This window comes from Pseudomonas mangiferae (genome assembly GCF_007109405.1).
Lineage (GTDB): Bacteria > Pseudomonadota > Gammaproteobacteria > Pseudomonadales > Pseudomonadaceae > Pseudomonas_T > Pseudomonas_T mangiferae.
Map to the genome: position 1 here is coordinate 222,300 of NZ_VJOY01000003.1, position 16,851 is coordinate 239,150.

General features: G+C 68.6%; 13 protein-coding genes. 5 read left to right on the forward strand and 8 right to left on the reverse strand.

Features of this window, described 5'->3' with window-relative positions:
* The first annotated feature begins 107 nt into the window (after positions 1-107).
* Complete coding sequence (locus FM069_RS05375; RefSeq protein ID WP_143487258.1) at positions 108-1,259, forward strand: OpgC family protein; 1,152 nt, start codon at positions 108-110, stop codon at positions 1,257-1,259.
* Positions 1,260-1,299: 40 nt separating this feature from the next.
* Here the strand turns inward: FM069_RS05375 and FM069_RS05380 are convergent, their stop codons facing one another.
* The 6 genes from FM069_RS05380 to FM069_RS05405 form a co-directional block, all read right to left on the reverse strand.
* Entirely contained in the window at positions 1,300-2,709 is a 1,410-nt protein-coding gene (locus tag FM069_RS05380; RefSeq protein ID WP_143487259.1) for an amino acid permease, read from the reverse strand.
* Positions 2,710-3,058: 349 nt separating this feature from the next.
* On the reverse strand, positions 3,059-3,742 hold the full coding sequence (locus tag FM069_RS05385) for a class I SAM-dependent methyltransferase (RefSeq protein ID WP_143487260.1): 684 nt from the start codon (positions 3,740-3,742) through the stop codon (positions 3,059-3,061).
* Between the two features lie 15 nt (positions 3,743-3,757).
* The gene (locus FM069_RS05390) at positions 3,758-3,982 is read right to left on the reverse strand and encodes a VF530 family protein (RefSeq protein WP_143487261.1); all 225 of its coding nucleotides are present in this window, start codon (positions 3,980-3,982) and stop codon (positions 3,758-3,760) included.
* 98 nt (positions 3,983-4,080) lie between these two features.
* A complete protein-coding gene (putP, locus tag FM069_RS05395; protein WP_143487262.1) occupies positions 4,081-5,571 on the reverse strand; it encodes a sodium/proline symporter PutP in 1,491 nt (496 codons plus the stop codon).
* 288 nt (positions 5,572-5,859) lie between these two features.
* The gene (putA, locus tag FM069_RS05400) at positions 5,860-9,027 is read right to left on the reverse strand and encodes a bifunctional proline dehydrogenase/L-glutamate gamma-semialdehyde dehydrogenase PutA (RefSeq protein WP_143487263.1); all 3,168 of its coding nucleotides are present in this window, start codon (positions 9,025-9,027) and stop codon (positions 5,860-5,862) included.
* A gap of 216 nt (positions 9,028-9,243) precedes the next feature.
* Positions 9,244-9,996, reverse strand: coding sequence for a helix-turn-helix domain-containing protein (locus FM069_RS05405; RefSeq protein WP_143487264.1), 753 nt, complete (start codon positions 9,994-9,996; stop codon positions 9,244-9,246).
* 166 nt (positions 9,997-10,162) lie between these two features.
* Between FM069_RS05405 and lon the strand changes: the two genes are divergently transcribed.
* From lon to cmoB, 4 genes are all read left to right on the forward strand, one after another.
* Complete coding sequence (lon, locus tag FM069_RS05410; protein ID WP_143487265.1) at positions 10,163-12,562, forward strand: endopeptidase La; 2,400 nt, start codon at positions 10,163-10,165, stop codon at positions 12,560-12,562.
* 171 nt (positions 12,563-12,733) lie between these two features.
* A complete protein-coding gene (locus tag FM069_RS05415) occupies positions 12,734-13,135 on the forward strand; it encodes a protease inhibitor I42 family protein (protein WP_143487266.1) in 402 nt (133 codons plus the stop codon).
* 179 nt (positions 13,136-13,314) lie between these two features.
* Positions 13,315-14,058 carry a carboxy-S-adenosyl-L-methionine synthase CmoA gene (cmoA, locus tag FM069_RS05420; RefSeq protein ID WP_143487267.1) on the forward strand — a complete coding sequence of 248 codons (744 nt, stop codon included), beginning with the start codon at positions 13,315-13,317 and terminating at the stop codon, positions 14,056-14,058.
* Complete coding sequence (gene cmoB, locus FM069_RS05425; protein ID WP_143487268.1) at positions 14,055-15,023, forward strand: tRNA 5-methoxyuridine(34)/uridine 5-oxyacetic acid(34) synthase CmoB; 969 nt, start codon at positions 14,055-14,057, stop codon at positions 15,021-15,023. Before cmoA ends, cmoB begins: the two co-directional genes overlap by 4 nt.
* A 378-nt stretch (positions 15,024-15,401) precedes the next feature.
* Here the strand turns inward: cmoB and pdxJ are convergent, their stop codons facing one another.
* On the reverse strand, positions 15,402-16,151 hold the full coding sequence (gene pdxJ / locus FM069_RS05430; protein ID WP_143487269.1) for a pyridoxine 5'-phosphate synthase: 750 nt from the start codon (positions 16,149-16,151) through the stop codon (positions 15,402-15,404).
* The gene (gene recO / locus FM069_RS05435; protein ID WP_143487270.1) at positions 16,144-16,839 is read right to left on the reverse strand and encodes a DNA repair protein RecO; all 696 of its coding nucleotides are present in this window, start codon (positions 16,837-16,839) and stop codon (positions 16,144-16,146) included. The genes pdxJ and recO overlap by 8 nt, the downstream gene beginning before the upstream one ends.
* Positions 16,840-16,851 lie beyond the last annotated feature (12 nt).

A 16,851-nucleotide genomic window follows, 5' to 3' on the forward strand; every position in this document is an offset into this window, starting at 1 on the left:
ACGCGCCGCGCCCCGCGCCCTCGCCGCTGGTGGCGCCTGCCCGGAGCAAGTACCCTTCCCCCACCATCGCCGCGGTGGCGCGGACTTTTTTTCGGCGAGACAACGACATGCAAAGCGGACGTGACCTGCGCATCGATTTCTTCCGCGGCCTGGCGCTGCTGTTCATCTTCTGGGATCACATCCCGCAGAACCCCCTGGGCCTGCTGACGCCCCGCAACGTCGGCTTCAGCGATGCCGCGGAAATCTTCGTCTTCCTCGCCGGCTACGCCGCGGTGATGGCCTACGGCAAGGTGCTGCTGCGCGACGGCTACGGCTACGCCTGCCTGCGGATCCTGCGGCGGGTCTGGGTCCTCTACGTGGCGCACATCTTCCTGCTGGCGGTGCTGATGGGCATCGTCTTCGTCACCAACAACCACGTGGAAACCCGCGACTTCATCGCCGAGATGGGCCTCGGCTATTTCCTCAGCGACCCGCAGCAGGCGCTGATCGACGAACTGCTGCTGCGCTTCAAGCCGAACCTGATGGACCCGCTGCCGCTGTACGTGGTGCTGCTGATGGCGCTGCCGGCGATCCTCCCGGCGCTTCTGCGCCATCCCGGCTGGACCCTGGCCGCCTCCCTGGCGCTGTACCTGTGCGCCCCGCTGCTGCAATGGAACTTCGCCGCCGCCAGCGGCGGGACCTGGTTCTTCAACCCCTGGGCGTGGCAGTTCCTCTTCGTGCTGGGCGGTGCGGCCTCGCTGCTGGCGCAGCGCCGGCGCACCAGCGGCACGTCGCCCGATCCGCGCCGTCGCCGGATGCTGCTGGCGCTGTGCGCCGGCTACCTGCTGGCAACCGGCCTGATCGCCGTGTCCTGGCGCTTCCCGGCCATTCACGACGCCTGGATGCCCCAGGCCCTGGCCCAGTGGCTGTACCCCATCGACAAGACCAACCTGGCGCCGGCGCGGCTGCTGCACTTCCTCGCCCTGGCCTATTGCGTGGCCGCCTGGCTGCCGGCGGGCGAGTGGCTGCGGCGCTGGCCGGCGCGGGAATTCACCCGCATGGGGCAGTTCTCCCTGGAGGTGTTTTGCCTGGGCGTGCTGCTGGCCCCCCTGGCGGACGCCGGCAACACCCTGGCGGACGATCACCCGCTAGCTCAGGTGGGCACCGCGTTGCTGGGGCTGGCGTTGATGGCGGGGCTGGCGGCCTGGCTGGACCTGAACAAGCGTCTCGGCCAGAGCCCGAGAACACCGGCCGCAGCGGTGGCGCTGCAGCCGACGTGAGGGAAGCGGGGGCAGCCCGAATGGGCCGCCCCGAGGGACGTCAGGACGCGACGTGGGGAGACGGGGTGTGGGCCACGGTGTTGCCCTGGCCGGGCTTGAACACGTGGTACAGCACCACCAGCAGGGCCAGGAACGCCGGGCCGACGTACAGCGCGATGCGGGTGTCCGGGAAGTACGCCATCAGGCCCACCACCAGCACCAGGAACGCCATCGCCGCGTAGGAGCTCACCGGGTACAGCCACATGCGGAAGCTCAGGCGCTCGCGTTCGGCCGGGCTCAGGCCGCGGCGGAAGCGCAGCTGGGCCAGCAGGATCATTGCCCAGGTCCAGATCGCGCCGAAGGTGGCGATGGAGGTCACCCAGACGAACACCTTCTCCGGCACCAGGTAGTTCAGCAGCACGCCCAGCAGCAGCGCGGCCGCCGACACCAGCAGCGCCCGACGCGGCACGCCTTGCTTGGTCACGGCGAACGCGCGCGGGGCCTGGCCTTGCTGGGCCAGGCTGTAGAGCATGCGCCCGGTGCTGAAGATGCCGCCGTTGCAGGAGGACAGCGCGGCGGTGATCACCACGAAGTTGATGATGCCGGCGGCGGTCTTGATGCCCATGCGCTCGAAGGTCATGACGAACGGGCTGCCCTGGGTGCCGATCTCGTTCCAGGGGTAGATGGACATGATCACGAACAGCGCGCCGACGTAGAACAGCAGGATGCGCCAGAACACCGAGCCGATGGCGTGGGGAATGGTCTTCTGCGGGTTCTTCGCCTCGCCGGCGGTGAGGCCGATCATCTCGACGCCGAGGTAGGCGAACATCACCATCTGCAGCGACATCAGCACGCCCTGGAAGCCGTTGGGCATGAAGCCACCGTGGCTCCACAGGTTGGAGATGCCGGTGGCGACGCCCTCGTTGCCGAAGCCGAAGACGATCATCCCGGCACCGGCCACCACCATGGCGATGATGGTGACGATCTTGATCAGGGCGAACCAGAACTCGAACTCGCCGAAGGCGCGCACGGCGATCAGGTTCACCGCGCTCATGCTCACCAGGGCCGCCAGGGCCCAGATCCAGTGGGGCACCTCGGGGAACCAGATGCCCATGTAGATGGCCACGGCGGTGATCTCCGCGACGCAGGTCACCAGCCACAGGAACCAGTAGTTCCAGCCGGTGAGGAAGCCGGCCAGCGGGCCGAGGTAGTCCTGGGCATAGCGGCTGAAGGAGCCGGCCACCGGGTTGTGCACAGCCATTTCGCCCAGGGCGCGCATGATCACCAGGATCGCCAGGCCGCCGAGGATGTAGGACAGCATGATGGCCGGCCCGGCCATCTGGATGGCCTTCGCCGAGCCGAGGAACAGGCCGACGCCGATGCAGGCGCCCAGGGCCATGAGACGGATGTGACGCTCGCCCAGGTCGCGGTGCAGGGTGTCACGTTGCGGATCGTTTTCGCCGACGTGCATGAAGCGGTTACCTCTATATCTTGTATTTATCGAGAAGTCGGATACAGGCCCGCCCGTGCGCGGCGATAGACCGGCACGCTCCGCCCGCCGGACGGCCTTCTTGGGGCCGCGAAAGCGGGACGGGAACCGAGGCACCCGAGGTCGGCGGCGAGTTTTGCACAAAGACAGGTCAGCGTCATGCCTCGATTTAGAGCGGCGGCACTCGTCTGGAGCGGGCCGTGCCCTCGCTAGCCAAGGGCTTTACCCGCGCGCCTTCGGTTCTGTAGCAGCTTCTGCCGAAAGGCGACTCCAAATCAGATTATTTCTCAGGAAAACCGTCGAACAGCGCGATGGACCGTTCGCACCTCACTCATTGACGGCGGGCCACCAATAGCAGCGACAGCGGGTGCCCGGAATCCGGATGGCGCGGTTCGCGCACCGTTTCGAGGCGCAGGCCCGCCGCATTCAGCAAGACGAACCAGGACTCCAGGGTGCGGAAGTACCAGGGCATGGGGGCGAAGCCTTCACCGAAGGCCGCGAAACGCTCCAGCCGCCAACCGTCGCGGTACCCCTCCTCGCCCGCGGCGGCCCAGGGATGCACCGTCTGGATCAGCAGCGCCCCGCCGGGGGCGAGGGCGTCACCGAGGGCGGCGAGCAGGGCCCCTGGGGCCGCGTCCAGCAGGGCGAAGTTGCAGACGATGGCGTCGAACAGGCCGAAGCGCCGCGGCTGTGCCGGCCAGTCGGCATAGGCCACGGTTTCGAAGCGGCCGCCGGCGGCCCGCGCTGCGTCCACCAGCGCCGGGGCGCCGTCGACCCCCAGGGCGTCGATGCCCGCCTCGGCCAGGGCCCGGCACAGCCAGCCCTCGCCGCAACCCATGTCCAGCACCCGGGCCGGACGGCGCTCGCGCACCGCGGCGAGGATCGCCGCATCGGTGGCGAGGCGCCGGCTCTCGATGCGCTGCTCGCGGACGGCCCGGGTCCAGGCCCCGGCGTTGTGCTGCCAGCTGCTCAGCAGGCGTGGATCTTCGGTCGTCGGCGGGGAGCGGTCATCCATCGCGTACCTCGGCAGTCAGCGGTCGGACCCCAGGCTTTCCAGGTACAGCGCCTCCACCTTTTCCCGCGCCCAGGGCGTGCGGCGCAGGAAGGCCAGGCTCGACTTCAGGCTCGGCTCGTGCTGGAAGCAGCGGATCGGCACGCGCTGGGCAAGCCCCGCCCAGCCGTGGCGCGCCACCAGTTCGGTGAGCAGGGCGCTGAGGGTGATGCCGTGCAACGGATCGCGGGAGGGAGAGGTCATCGGGAATCGCCAGGAAGGAAGGCGATGCAGCTTAGCAGAGGGATGCGGACGCCCGCAGGCGTCCGGGAGAGCATGGCGGCCGGCGGCCGCCATCGGGATCAGAGGGAAGCGCTGCGGTACTCGTCCTCGGCAGCCTCGAAGCGGGCCTGCATGGCCGCCGACGGCTGCTTGTCCAGCAGGCTGAAGACGACGATGGCCAGGCTGCCGAAGATGAAGCCGGGGATGATTTCGTAGAGCCCCAGCAGCGCCAGTTGCTTCCAGACGATCACCGTCACCGCCCCCACCAGCATGCCGGCCAGGGCGCCGTTGCGGGTCATGCGCTTCCACAGCAGGGAGAACAGCACCACCGGGCCGAACGCCGCGCCGAAGCCGGCCCAGGCGTAGGACACCAGGCCCAGCACCTTGCTGTCCGGGTTGGCCGCCAGGGCGATGGCTACGGCGGCGATCAGCAGCACCATGCCGCGGCCGACCCACACCAGCTCGCGCTCACCGGCATTCTTGCGCAGGAAAGCCTTGTAGAAGTCCTCGGTCAGGGCGCTGGAACAGACCAGCAACTGGCAGCTCAGGGTGCTCATCACCGCGGCAAGGATGCCGGACAGCACCACCCCGGCGACCCAGGGATTGAACAGCAGCTTGGTCAGCTCGATGAACACCCGCTCGCTGTTCTCGCTCACCGGGCCGGCCTGGCCGGGGTTGTCGGAGAAGTAGGCGATGCCGAAGAAGCCGACAGCCACCGCGCCGCCCAGGCAGAGGATCATCCAGGTCATGCCGATGCGGCGTGCATTGGGGATGGACTTCACCGAGTCGGCGGCCATGAAGCGCACCAGGATGTGGGGCTGGCCGAAGTAGCCCAGGCCCCAGCCCAGCAGGGAGATCACGGCGACGAAGCCCAGGCCGCGGAACATGTCGAAGTTCGCCGGGTTCTTCGCTTCGATGGTGGCCATGGCGGCGGAGTAGTCGCCCAGGGCGAGGATGACGAACACCGGGGTGATCAGCAGGGCGAAGATCATCAGGGTCGCCTGCACGGTATCGGTCCAGCTCACCGCCAGGAAGCCGCCGACGAACACGTAGGCGATGGTGGCGGCGGCGCCGACCCACAGGGCGATGTCGTAGGGCACCCCGAAGGTGCTTTCGAACAGACGGGCTCCGGCCACCACGCCGGAGGCGCAGTAGATGGTGAAGAACACCAGGATCACCAGGGCGGAGAGCACCCGCAGGATGCGACTGTGGTCCTCGAAACGGTGGGTGAAGTAGTCGGGCAGGGTCAGGGCGTTGTTGTTGTGCTCGGTATGCACCCGCAGGCGACCGGCGACGAACAGCCAGTTCAACCAGGCGCCGGCGATCAGGCCGATGGCGATCCAGCTCTCCGACAAGCCGGAGACGTAGATGGCGCCGGGCAGGCCCATGAGCAGCCAGCCGCTCATGTCCGAGGCGCCGGCGGACAGCGCGGTGACGAAACTGCCGAGGCTGCGGCCGCCGAGGATGTAGTCGGAGAAGTCCTTGGTGGCGCGGTACGCGGCGAAGCCGATCAGGACCATCGCCAGGATGTAGATCACGAACGTGATCAGCGTCGGATTGCTAGCAGTCATTTGGGGGGATCTACCCTTGCGTTGTTGTTATACGGCCAGGGGGAAGACCTGGTCCGCTCGAGGGGCAACCGCTCGTGACGGTGGCCCGATGCTCCTGCCCGCTCCGGGGCTGGCCGTTGTGGCCGCGCCGAATCCTCCGGCTTCTGGTACGCCGAACACGTCGATAGGACGAAGCGAGGCGGCGCGGAGTTTACACGCCGGCACGACGGCGTGGCTCATCTGGCAGTCGCGGCGCAGGAAGGCTCTGCGCCGCGGGTCTTCGCTCGCGCCGAACGGCGCAAGCCGGGGTCACTCGGCGTCGGCGAGAGACAACAGCGAGGCGTTACCGCCCACCGCGGTGGTGTTCACCGAGGTGGTGCGCTCGCTGACGAAGCGCAGCAGGTAGTTGGGCCCGCCAGCCTTGGGCCCGGTGCCCGACAGGCCGTGGCCACCGAACGGCTGCACGCCCACCACCGCGCCGATCTGGTTGCGGTTGACATACAGGTTGCCGACCCGCGCCAGGTGCTCGATGCGCCGCGCGGTTTCCTCGTTGCGGCTGTGCACGCCCATGGTCAGACCGTAGCCGGTGGCGTTGATGGCCCGCACCACGTCGTCCAGCTGGTCGGCGGCGAAGCGCACCACGTGCAGCACCGGCCCGAAGTTCTCTTTTTCCAGCACCTGGATGCCGTCGATCTCGAAAGCCACCGGGGCCACGAAATGCCCCTGCAGGCCGCTGGGCAGCGGTGCCTCGGCGATCAGCCGGCCCTCGCCCTTCAACGTGGCGACATGGGCGTCCAGGCCGGACTTGGCCTCGGCGTCGATCACCGGGCCGACGTCGGTCTCCCGCAGGTGGGTCGCGCCGATACGCAGCTCGGCCATGGCGCCCTTGAGCAACTCGATCACCCGCTCGGCGACGTCGTTCTGCACGTACATCACCCGCAGCGCGGAACAGCGCTGGCCGGCGCTGGTGAAGGCCGACTGCACCGCGTCCTTGACCACCTGCTCGGGCAGCGCAGTGGAGTCGACGATCATCGCGTTCTGGCCACCGGTCTCGGCGATCAGCGCGGCCAGCGGGCCGGGCTTGTCCGCCAGCTGGCGATTGATCACCCGGGCGGTGTCGGTGGAGCCGGTGAAGGCCACGCCCACCAGCCGCGCATCGCGGCAGAACACCCCGCCCAGGGTGGCGCCATCGCCCGGCAGCAGGGCGATCACGTCCTTGGGCAGGCCGGCCTCGAACATCAGCTCCACGGTGCGCGCGGCGATCAGGCTGGTCTGTTCCGCCGGCTTGGCGATGACGGTGTTGCCGGACACCAGCGCGGCGCTGATCTGGCCGAGGAAGATCGCCAGCGGGAAGTTCCACGGGCTGATGCAGGCGAAGATGCCGCGGCCTTCGTAGAACAGTTCGTTGCGCTCGCCGGTGGGCCCTTGCAGCTCGGTACGCACCAGGCGCTCACGGGCCTGCTGGGCGTAATAGCGGCAGAAGTCCACCGCCTCGCGGACCTCGTCGATACCGTCCTGCAGGGACTTGCCGGCTTCCAGGGTGCACAGGGCCATCAGCTCGGCGCGGTTGCGCTCCAGCAGGTCGGCGAGGCGCTCGAAGATCGCCGCGCGGGCGTCCACCGGCGTCGCGCTCCAGCGCGGCCAGGCCTTGTCCAGCACGTCCAGGGCCTGGCGGGCATGCTCGGCGGTGGCCCACTGGACACTGCCGATGCGCTTGCCCAGGTCGTAGGGGCACTGCACGTCATGGGCGGTGCCGGCCAGGGCGCGGCCGTCGACGAGGGGCGCCGCCTGCCACTGGCGGTCGAGGAAGGGACGGTAGGCGGCGTCCAGTTCTTGCCACTGTTTCTGGATATTCATGTTCACACCCTGGGAGTTTGTGCGGCCGGCGCCGAACAGCGCAGGCGGGAGCGGAATGCGGTCGTTGCCGAGGCTGGCGAAGCGGCGCAGCTCGGTGACCGGGTGGTCGATCAGCGCCTCGACCGGGACCCGTGGGTCCACCAGCTGGTGGACGAACGAGGAGTTGGCGCCGTTTTCCAGGAGGCGCCGCACCAGATAGGGCAGCAGGTCCTTGTGGGCGCCCACCGGGGCGTAGATGCGCACGTTCTTGCGGTATTTCTCGATCACCGTGTCGTACAGCGCGTCGCCCATGCCGTGCAGGCGCTGGAATTCGAACTCCCGGGGCGTGGCGGCCTCGGCGGCCATGGCCAGGATGCAGGTGACGGTGTGGGCGTTGTGGCTGGCGAACTGCGGGTAGATCACCCCGCGGGTGTGCTCCGAGAGCAGGTAGCGGGCGCAGGCCAGGTAGGAAGTGTCGGTGCCTTCCTTGCGGGTGTAGACCGGGTAGCCGTCCAGGCCCTGGACCTGGCACTGCTTGATCTCGCTGTCCCAGTAGGCGCCCTTCACCAGCCGCAGCGGAATCCGCGCACCCAGTTCCCGGCCCAGCAGGGTCAGCCACACCAGCACCGGCAGGCAGCGCTTGGAGTAGGCCTGGATCACCAGGCCGAACTCGCCCCAGCCGGCGATGGCCGGGTCGCGCATGAGCTTCTCGTAGAGCGCCAGGGACAGCTCCAGGCGGTCGGCTTCCTCGGCGTCGATGGTGATACCTACGTCCAGCGCCCGGGCGCGGCTGGCCAGCTCGCGGACGTTGGCGAACAGCTCGGTCAGGACCCGTTCGCGCTGGGCCACCTCATAGCGCGGGTGCAGCGCCGAAAGCTTGATGGAGATGGACGGTCGCGGACCGGGGCCGACCTGGGGCTCGCGGCCTACCACATCGATGGCCTGGCGGTAGTCGGCCATGTATTTCTCGGCGTCGGCGCGGGTCAGCGCGGCCTCGCCCAGCATGTCGAAGGAATAGGTGTAGCCCTTCTCCCGCTGCGGGCGCCCGTTCTTCAACGCCTCGCCGATGGTGCGGCCGAGCACGAACTGCTTGCCCATCAGCTTCATCGCCTGGTTCATGGCGGCGCGGATCACCGGCTCGCCGGAGCGCTTGAGCAGGCGGCCGAGGACGTTCTTCGGGCGACCGTCGGCGGTCTCCGGGTCCACCACCTTGCCGGTCATCACCAGGCCCCAGGCGGCGAAGTTCACCAGCAGGTTGTCGCTCTGGCCCAGGTGGCGTTCCCACTCGGCGGCGCTGAGCTTGTCGCGGATCAGCGCATCGGCGGTAGCGGCGTCGGGCACCCGCAGCAGGGCCTCGGCCAGGCACATCAGCATCAGCCCTTCCTGGGTGTCCAGGCTGTACTGGCGCAGCAGGGCGTCGAGGGTGTCCACCACGTTGTCGCGGCCGCGCACGTCCTCGATCAGCGCACGGGCATTGCGGCGGATGGTCTCGATGCCGGCGTCGCCGGGATCGGCCAGGCGCGCCAGTTCGCCCAGGTATTGGGCCTCGTCGATGTCGTAGTGGTCACTGATGACGGGGAAGAACTCGGCGGCGGTCCGGTTCGGAAGGTCGTCTAGCACGACGCGAGCGGCATTGAACATCACGCCTCCCTCCTGCTGTGGAGATGGGATGGTGGGGAAATCGTCGCGGAAACCCGTTTCCCTGGCAGGCATGCCGGTGACGCCCGCCGCGACGGGATGGCGGAATGTAGAAGCTGCCGGGCCGGGCCTTCTTGCCGGAACCTCCGGAGTTTTTGCGAAAAGCTCCTGTTCTCGACAACGCATCCCTTATGGAGTGACCGGCAGGTCACTCCGCGTTCAAGGGGCGCCGCGAACCCGCTTGGGAGTCAGGCCGAGGTACCGGCGCATGGCGGTAGTCAGCGCGCTCTGGCTGGAGAAGCCGCACTCCTCGGCGATCCGCACCAGCGGCAGCGGGCTTTCCCGCAGCAGGCGGGCCGCCCGGTCCAGGCGCGCCTTGAGCAGGTACTGGTGGGGCGTGAGGCCGACGCAGTCCTTGAACTGCACGTGGAAATGGCTGGGGCTGACGCAGGCCACCTGGGCCAGTTCGGCGACGCTGATGCGCCGCCCGAGGTGCTGGCCGATGTAGGCGTCCAGGCGCCCCAGGTCCAGCGGCCCCACCTTGCGCCGGGTGTGCTCGCCGAACAGCCGCAGGTGCAAGGCGCGGATCAGCACGCCGCCCAGGGCGCGGGACAGCAGCGGGTCGCTGCCGTAGCGGGTCAGCTCGGCGTCGGCGTAGTTGAGGAGGTTCTGGAAGTCGGCATCCAGGGCCGGGAAGCGCGGCGAATCGAACAACCGGCCGAGCAGCTCCAGGTCCTCGGCGGACATGTCCTGCTCGTTGAGGTCGAGGATCAGCATGCGGTTGTCGCCCATGCCGGCGAACTGGTGCTCGGCGTCCCCCGGCACCAGACAGGCGCGCATCCGGCAGACCTCGCCGCCGCGGCCGTTGACCTCGAACTCGGCGCGCCCGGACACCGACATCACCAGTTGGTGATAGTCGTGGGCGTGTTCGGTGGCCTGGTCTTCCAGACGCATGAAACGGGCTTTGAGCATGGGCGGCGCACGATCGGGTTTTGCCGGATTCTAGAGAACCGCGCCCGCCGTGCACAGCACCGCATGGCACCCTGCCGCTACGCCAGCGGCAAAAACCGCTGCATTGGTTGAAATGCCTGGGCCCTCTCCCCATCTAAGGCTGCGTGACCCTTTCAGACGGTGCCCCATGAGCGATCAGGATATCAACCAGGACATTCTCGAAGCCGAAGCGGTGCAGGCCAGCACGGGCCTGGCGCTGGCCGGCCAGCATCTGCCGAGCAAGCTGTACGTCATCCCGATCCACAACCGTCCCTTCTTCCCCGCCCAGGTCCTCCCGGTGATCGTCAACGAGGAACCGTGGGCGGAGACCCTCGATCTGGTGGCCAACAGCGACCACCACTGCCTGGCGCTGTTCTACATGGACCAGCCGCCGGAGGACCCGCGACACTTCGACCCCAGCACCCTGCCGGAATACGGCACCCTGGTACGGGTGCACCACGCCAGCCGCGAGAACGGCAAGCTGCAGTTCGTCGCCCAGGGCCTGTCGCGGCTGCGCATCACCGGCTGGCTCAAGCGCCATCGCCCGCCCTACCTGGTGGAAGTGGAATACCCCAAGGAGCAGCCCCCGGCCAGCGACGAGGTCAAGGCCTACGGCATGGCGCTGATCAATGCCATCAAGGAATTGCTACCGCTCAACCCGCTGTACAGCGAAGAACTGAAGAACTACCTGAACCGCTTCAGTCCCAACCAGCCCTCCCCCCTCACCGACTTCGCCGCCGCCCTCACCACGGCCCCGGCCAACGAGCTGCAGGAAGTGCTGGACACCGTGCCGATCCTCAAACGCATGGAGAAGGTGCTGCCGCTGCTGCGCAAGGAAGTGGAAGTGGCGCGCCTGCAGAAGGAGCTGTCCGCCGAGGTCAACCGCAAGATCGGCGAGCACCAGCGGGAGTTCTTCCTCAAGGAACAGCTGAAGATCATCCAGCGCGAGCTGGGCATCACCAAGGACGACCGCAGCGCCGACAGCGACGAGTTTCGCGCCCGGCTGGCCGGCAAGCAGGTGCCGCCGGCGGCGCAGAAACGCATCGACGAGGAGCTGAACAAGCTGTCGATCCTGGAGACGGGCTCGCCCGAGTACGCCGTCACCCGCAACTACCTGGATTGGGCCACCGCCCTGCCCTGGGGTGTCTTCGGCAAGGACAAGCTGGACCTCAAGCACGCCCGCAAGGTGCTGGACCAGCACCACGCCGGCCTCGACGACATCAAGGGCCGCATCCTGGAATTCCTCGCGGTGGGCGCCTTCAAGGGCGAGATCGCCGGGTCCATCGTGCTGCTGGTGGGCCCGCCGGGGGTGGGCAAGACCAGCATCGGCCGCTCCATCGCCGAGTCCCTGGGCCGGCCGTTCTACCGCTTCAGCGTCGGCGGCATGCGTGACGAGGCCGAGATCAAGGGCCACCGCCGCACCTACATCGGCGCCCAACCGGGCAAGCTGGTGCAGGCCATGAAGGACGTCGAGGTGATGAACCCGGTGATCATGCTCGACGAGATCGACAAGATGGGCCAGAGCTACCAGGGCGACCCCGCGTCGGCGCTGCTGGAGACCCTCGACCCGGAACAGAACGTCGATTTCCTCGACCACTACCTGGACCTGCGCCTGGACCTGTCCAAGGTGCTGTTCGTCTGCACCGCCAACACCCTGGACTCCATCCCCGGGCCGTTGCTGGACCGCATGGAGGTGATCCGCCTGTCCGGCTACATCACCGAGGAGAAGCTGGCCATCGCCAAGCGCCACCTGTGGCCTAAGCAGTTGGAGAAGGCCGGCGTTCCGAAGGATCGCCTGAGCATCAGCGACAGCGCCATGACCGCGGTGATCGAGGGCTATGCCCGGGAAGCCGGCGTGCGGCAGCTGGAAAAACAGCTGGGCAAGATCGTCCGCAAGGCGGTGATACGGCTGCTGGAAGACCCCCAGTCGAAGGTCAAGGTCGGCCCCCGCGACCTGCCGGACTACCTGGGCATGCCGCTGTTCCGCAAGGAACAGGTACTGGGCGGCGTCGGGGTCATCACCGGACTGGCCTGGACCAGCATGGGCGGTGCCACTCTGCCCATCGAGGCCACCCTGATCCACACCCTCAACCGCGGCTTCAAGCTCACCGGCAAGCTCGGCGAGGTGATGAAGGAGTCGGCGGAGATCGCCTACAGCTACGTCAGCTCCAACCTCAAGCGCTTCGGCGGCGACCCGGTGTTCTTCGACAAGGCCTTCGTCCACCTGCACGTGCCGGAGGGCGCCACGCCCAAGGACGGCCCCAGCGCCGGCATCACCATGGCCAGCGCCCTGCTGTCCCTGGCGCGCAAGCAGGCGCCGAAGAAAGGCGTGGCCATGACCGGCGAGCTGACCCTCACCGGCCAGGTGCTGCCCATCGGCGGGGTGCGGGAGAAAGTCATTGCGGCCCGGCGGCAGAAGCTCTTCGAGCTGATCCTGCCCGACGCCAACCGCGGCGACTTCGAGGAACTGCCGGACTACCTGAAGACCGGCCTCACCGTACACTTCGCCAAGCACTACGCCGACGTGGCCAAGGTGCTGTTCGCCTGACCACCGCCCGGGCGCTGCCTCGGCAGCGTCCGGACGCGTGCCGCCCGGCGGGTTCCTCAGCGCTCCTCTCGCCGCCGGCGCCCCCCGCGACACCTTCTCGGCGCCTCGTCGGTGTTCCTCACCCACCGCTTCTGGTTATCCTGTGCCGATCCCGCCGACAGGAGTCCTTCGATGAAGCCCATCACCCGCGCCCTGCGCCTCGCTCCGCTGACCCTGCTGGCCGCCTGCGCCAGCCAGCCCAGCGGTACGCTGCTGGTCCAGCAGCAGGAGGACTGCCCGTTGCAGCTCGCCCGCGACCAGGTGCTGGTGCTCACCCTGCCCAGCGACCCCACCAGCGGCTACCGCTGGGAAATGCGCGAGGGCGCCGCCAATGTCCTGCACAGCCTGGGGCCGGAGGTCTATGCGGCGGGCGACGATGACGACGGGCTGGTGGGCGGCGGCGGGCACTCCACCTGGCGCTTCAAGGCCGCCGAGGCCGGCGAGGGTCACCTCATGCTGATCTCGCGCCGCCCCTGGGAAACCGGTGTGGCGCCGGCGGACATGTTCGACTGCCGGGTCGAGGTCAGGCCCTGAGCCCGGTCCCTTCCAGCTACAACCGCAGCAGGACGTGCCCGGGACGGGCCGCCTGAGGCGCACTCGCCGCGACGATCCCAGTCCCGGCCCTCTCGTCGCCCGGGTCACGCCCACGGCCTCCCTCGACGGCCTACCGCCCAGAACCTAGAATGCCGCCTTTTCGCCAGGCGGACCCGACCGTGACCGACACGCCCGATCGCATCTATTCCACGCCCCACGGCAACGTGGCCGACTTCGTCTTCAACGAAGACGTGGTGCGGGTGTTCCCCGACATGATCAAGCGCTCGGTGCCGGGCTACCCCACCATCGTCGAGAACATCGGCGTGCTGGCCGCGCGCTTCGCCCAGCCCCACACGCACCTGTACGACCTGGGCAGCTCCCTGGGCGCCGTGACCCAGGCCCTTCGCCGGCACGTGAAGACCGAGGGCTGTCGGGTGGTGGCGGTGGACAATTCCACGGCCATGGTGGACCGCTGCCGGGAATACCTGCACGCCCAGGACGCCATGTACCAGGAGCTGCTGCCGGTGGAGGTCGTCGAGGCCGACATCCTCGGCCTGGTGCTGCAGCCGGCCTCGCTGATCGCCCTGAACTTCACCCTGCAATTCATCGCCCCGGACCGGCGCCAGGGTCTGCTGGAGTCCCTGCATCGGGCGCTGTTGCCGGGTGGCGCGTTGATCCTCTCGGAAAAGCTGCGTTTCCACGACCTCGAGGAACACGTCCTGCTGAACGACCTGCACCTGGACTTCAAGCGCGCCAATGGCTACAGCGAACTGGAAATCGCCCAGAAGCGCAGCGCCCTGGAGAACGTGATGCGCCCGGACAGCCTGGAGGACCACCGCGAACGCCTGCTGGCCGCCGGGTTCAGCAAGGTGGTGCCCTGGTTCCAGTGCCTCAACTTCGCCTCCCTGATCGCCCTGCCATGATCGACCTGCTCGCCTACGACGCCCTGCGCCAACAGCTCCGGGGCACGCGCCTGGAGGACTGGTGCGCGCGCCTGCCGGCGATCCTGGAGGAGCGCCTGGCGACCGGCCACGGCGACCTCCAGCGCTGGATAGGTGCGGTGGAAGCCCTGCCCGCCCTGCCCTTGGAGCACGCCGACCTGACGAGCCGAGTCGGCCTGGAAGGCTCCTGCGATGCCGGGCAACAGGCGCGCCTGCGGGCCGCGCTGCAAGGCCTGATCCCTTGGCGCAAGGGGCCATTCTCGCTGTTCGGCGTGGACATCGACACCGAGTGGCGCTCGGACTGGAAATGGCAGCGGGTCGCGCCCCACTTGGACCTGGCCGGCAAGCGAATCCTGGATGTGGGCTGCGGCAACGGCTACTACATGTGGCGGATGCTGGGCGCCGGCGCCGACAGCGTGGTGGGAGTCGACCCCAACTGGCTGTTCCTCTGCCAGTTCCTCGCCCTCAAGCGCTACCTGCCCGAGGCGAAGACCTGGCACCTGCCGCTGGCCCTGGAAGAGCTGCCGGAAAAACCCGAAGGGTTCGACACGGTGTTCTCCATGGGCGTGCTCTACCACCGCCGCGCGCCCATCGATCACCTGCTGTCCCTCAAGGACTGCCTGGTGAGGGGCGGCGAACTGGTGCTGGAGACCCTGGTGGTGGAGGGTGACGAGCACCAGGTCCTGGTGCCCGAAGATCGGTATGCGCAGATGCGCAACGTCTGGTTTCTGCCCTCGGTGGCGGCGCTGGAGCGCTGGCTGCGCCGCGCCGGGTTCGTCGACGTGCGCTGCGTGGACGTCAACGTCACCGGCCTCGACGAACAGCGCAGCACCGAGTGGATGCGCTTCCAATCCCTGCCGGACTTTCTCGCCCCCGGCGACCCCAGTCGTACCGTGGAAGGCCTGCCAGCACCGACCCGGGCAGTGTTGCTGGCCCGCAAGCCCTAGGCACGGCGAAGGAGGCAGGGTGTCGGATGGATGCGCTTTAGCGACTTCTCATCCGAAGCCCTTCCGACCCAGGCGGTGCCATTGGCGAGCGAACCAGGCGCTGCAAAAAGGGCGGTGCCCCAGCGGATGCAGGTCGGTATTTCATTGGCCTGTCCCGTCCGCCCTCATGACCCGTAAGCCCAGCCATACGGCGACGCCGGCACCTACCAAGGCGTTACGGGCTCGCGAGCCATGACCGGTACGAAAGAAGTCCCGCCCCTGCACGCGCCACTGGTGCTGCCGGCCTCGGGGGCGACCTCCGTGTAAACCGGTGTCGGGGCCTGGCCGTGAGGGTTTCCTTGAAGATTCGCTTCGACGAGGACGGCCAGCTGCGGCCGCTCAGTGGCGACGGCCGGCCGCCGCCACGATCAGGTGCTTCATTTCCAGCACCGCCGCCTTGAAGCCGACGAACAGGGCATGGGCGACGATGGCGTGGCCGATGTTCAGCTCGTTGACCCCGGCTATGGCGGCCACGGGCTCGACGTTGTGGTAGTGCAGGCCGTGCCCGGCATTGACGATCAGGCCCAGGCCGGCGCCCTGGGTGACGCCCTCGCGGATGCGCTGAAGTTCGCGGGCGGCTTCCTCGGGCGTGTGGGCATCGGCATAACGGCCGGTGTGCAGCTCGATGGCCGGCGCGCCGACACGCTGGGCCGCCTCGATCTGGCGGGGATCGGCGTCGATGAACAAGGACACCTCGCTGCCGTTGTCGGCCAGGCGCCGTACCGCGTCGCGGATGCGCGTCTCCTGCCCGGCCACGTCCAGCCCGCCCTCGGTGGTCAGTTCCTGGCGGGTCTCCGGCACCAGGCAGACGTGGGCCGGCGCGATTCGCTCGGCGAACGCCAGCATGGCCTCGGTGACGCCCATCTCGAAGTTCATCCGGGTCTGCAGCACGTCCTTGAGCAGCACGACGTCGCGCTCCTGGATGTGCCGGCGATCCTCGCGCAGGTGCACGGTGATGCCGTCGGCGCCGGCCTCCTCGGCGTCCAGCGCCGCCTTCACCGGGTCGGGGTAGCGGGTGCCGCGGGCCTGGCGCAGGGTGGCGACGTGGTCGATGTTCACACCGAGGAGAATGCGATTGGCTTCAGTCACGGGGGGAATCCTTGCGGTTCAGGAAGAGTTCGCGGCTGGCCAGCGGCCGACCGCCGAGATGAGGGGCCAGGGCCTGGCGCATCAGCCGCTTGGCGGCGGCCAGGGCGCCGGGGGCCTGCCAGTCCGCTTCGGCCATGGCCAGCAGCTCGCGCCCCTGGAAGATGCCCGGCTGCAGGTGCGCCACCGGCTCCAGGCCGGCGTCCGGCTGCAGGCGGTAGAGGCCGTCGGCGTCGATGGGCCGACCCTGGCTATCCCGGTCCAGGGCGAAACCATAGCCCAGCTCGTCCAGCAGGCGCCACTCGAACGCCCGTAGCAAGGGCTCCAGTGGCCGGTTGGCGGCCAGCGCGGGAACGGTAGCGGCGTAGTGTTCGAACAGGGCGGGCTGGGGGTCTTCGGCCGGCAGCAGCCGGACCAGCAATTCGTTGAGGTAGAGGCCGCCGAACAGTGCCTCGCCCCCCAGCATCCAGGGGATGCCGGCGCTTTCCAGGCGGGCGACGTTCTTCAGTTCGCCGCGGCCACGCAGTTCCAGTTCGAGGGAAACGAAGGGCCGGGCCAGGGTCCCGGCCCGGCCGCGGGCGCCTCGCAGTACCGCGCGCAGGCGGCCCTGGGGCGTGAGGAAATCCACCAGCGCACTGGTCTCGCGGTAGGCGCGGCTGTGCAGGACGAAGGCCGGCGTGACCGGGTTCATGCCCGCCGCCGG

What these genes read in the sequence shown, in the direction of transcription:
- FM069_RS05375 (WP_143487258.1), top strand. Translation starts at nt 108, where the DNA reads ATGCAAAGCGGACGTGACCTGCGCATCGATTTCTTCCGCGGCCTGGCG.
- FM069_RS05380 (WP_143487259.1), bottom strand. Translation starts at nt 2,709, where the DNA reads ATGCACGTCGGCGAAAACGATCCGCAACGTGACACCCTGCACCGCGAC.
- FM069_RS05385 (WP_143487260.1), bottom strand. Translation starts at nt 3,742, where the DNA reads ATGGATGACCGCTCCCCGCCGACGACCGAAGATCCACGCCTGCTGAGC.
- FM069_RS05390 (WP_143487261.1), bottom strand. Translation starts at nt 3,982, where the DNA reads ATGACCTCTCCCTCCCGCGATCCGTTGCACGGCATCACCCTCAGCGCC.
- putP (WP_143487262.1), bottom strand. Translation starts at nt 5,571, where the DNA reads ATGACTGCTAGCAATCCGACGCTGATCACGTTCGTGATCTACATCCTG.
- putA (WP_143487263.1), bottom strand. Translation starts at nt 9,027, where the DNA reads ATGTTCAATGCCGCTCGCGTCGTGCTAGACGACCTTCCGAACCGGACC.
- FM069_RS05405 (WP_143487264.1), bottom strand. Translation starts at nt 9,996, where the DNA reads ATGCTCAAAGCCCGTTTCATGCGTCTGGAAGACCAGGCCACCGAACAC.
- lon (WP_143487265.1), top strand. Translation starts at nt 10,163, where the DNA reads ATGAGCGATCAGGATATCAACCAGGACATTCTCGAAGCCGAAGCGGTG.
- FM069_RS05415 (WP_143487266.1), top strand. Translation starts at nt 12,734, where the DNA reads ATGAAGCCCATCACCCGCGCCCTGCGCCTCGCTCCGCTGACCCTGCTG.
- cmoB (WP_143487268.1), top strand. Translation starts at nt 14,055, where the DNA reads ATGATCGACCTGCTCGCCTACGACGCCCTGCGCCAACAGCTCCGGGGC.
- recO (WP_143487270.1), bottom strand. Translation starts at nt 16,839, where the DNA reads ATGAACCCGGTCACGCCGGCCTTCGTCCTGCACAGCCGCGCCTACCGC.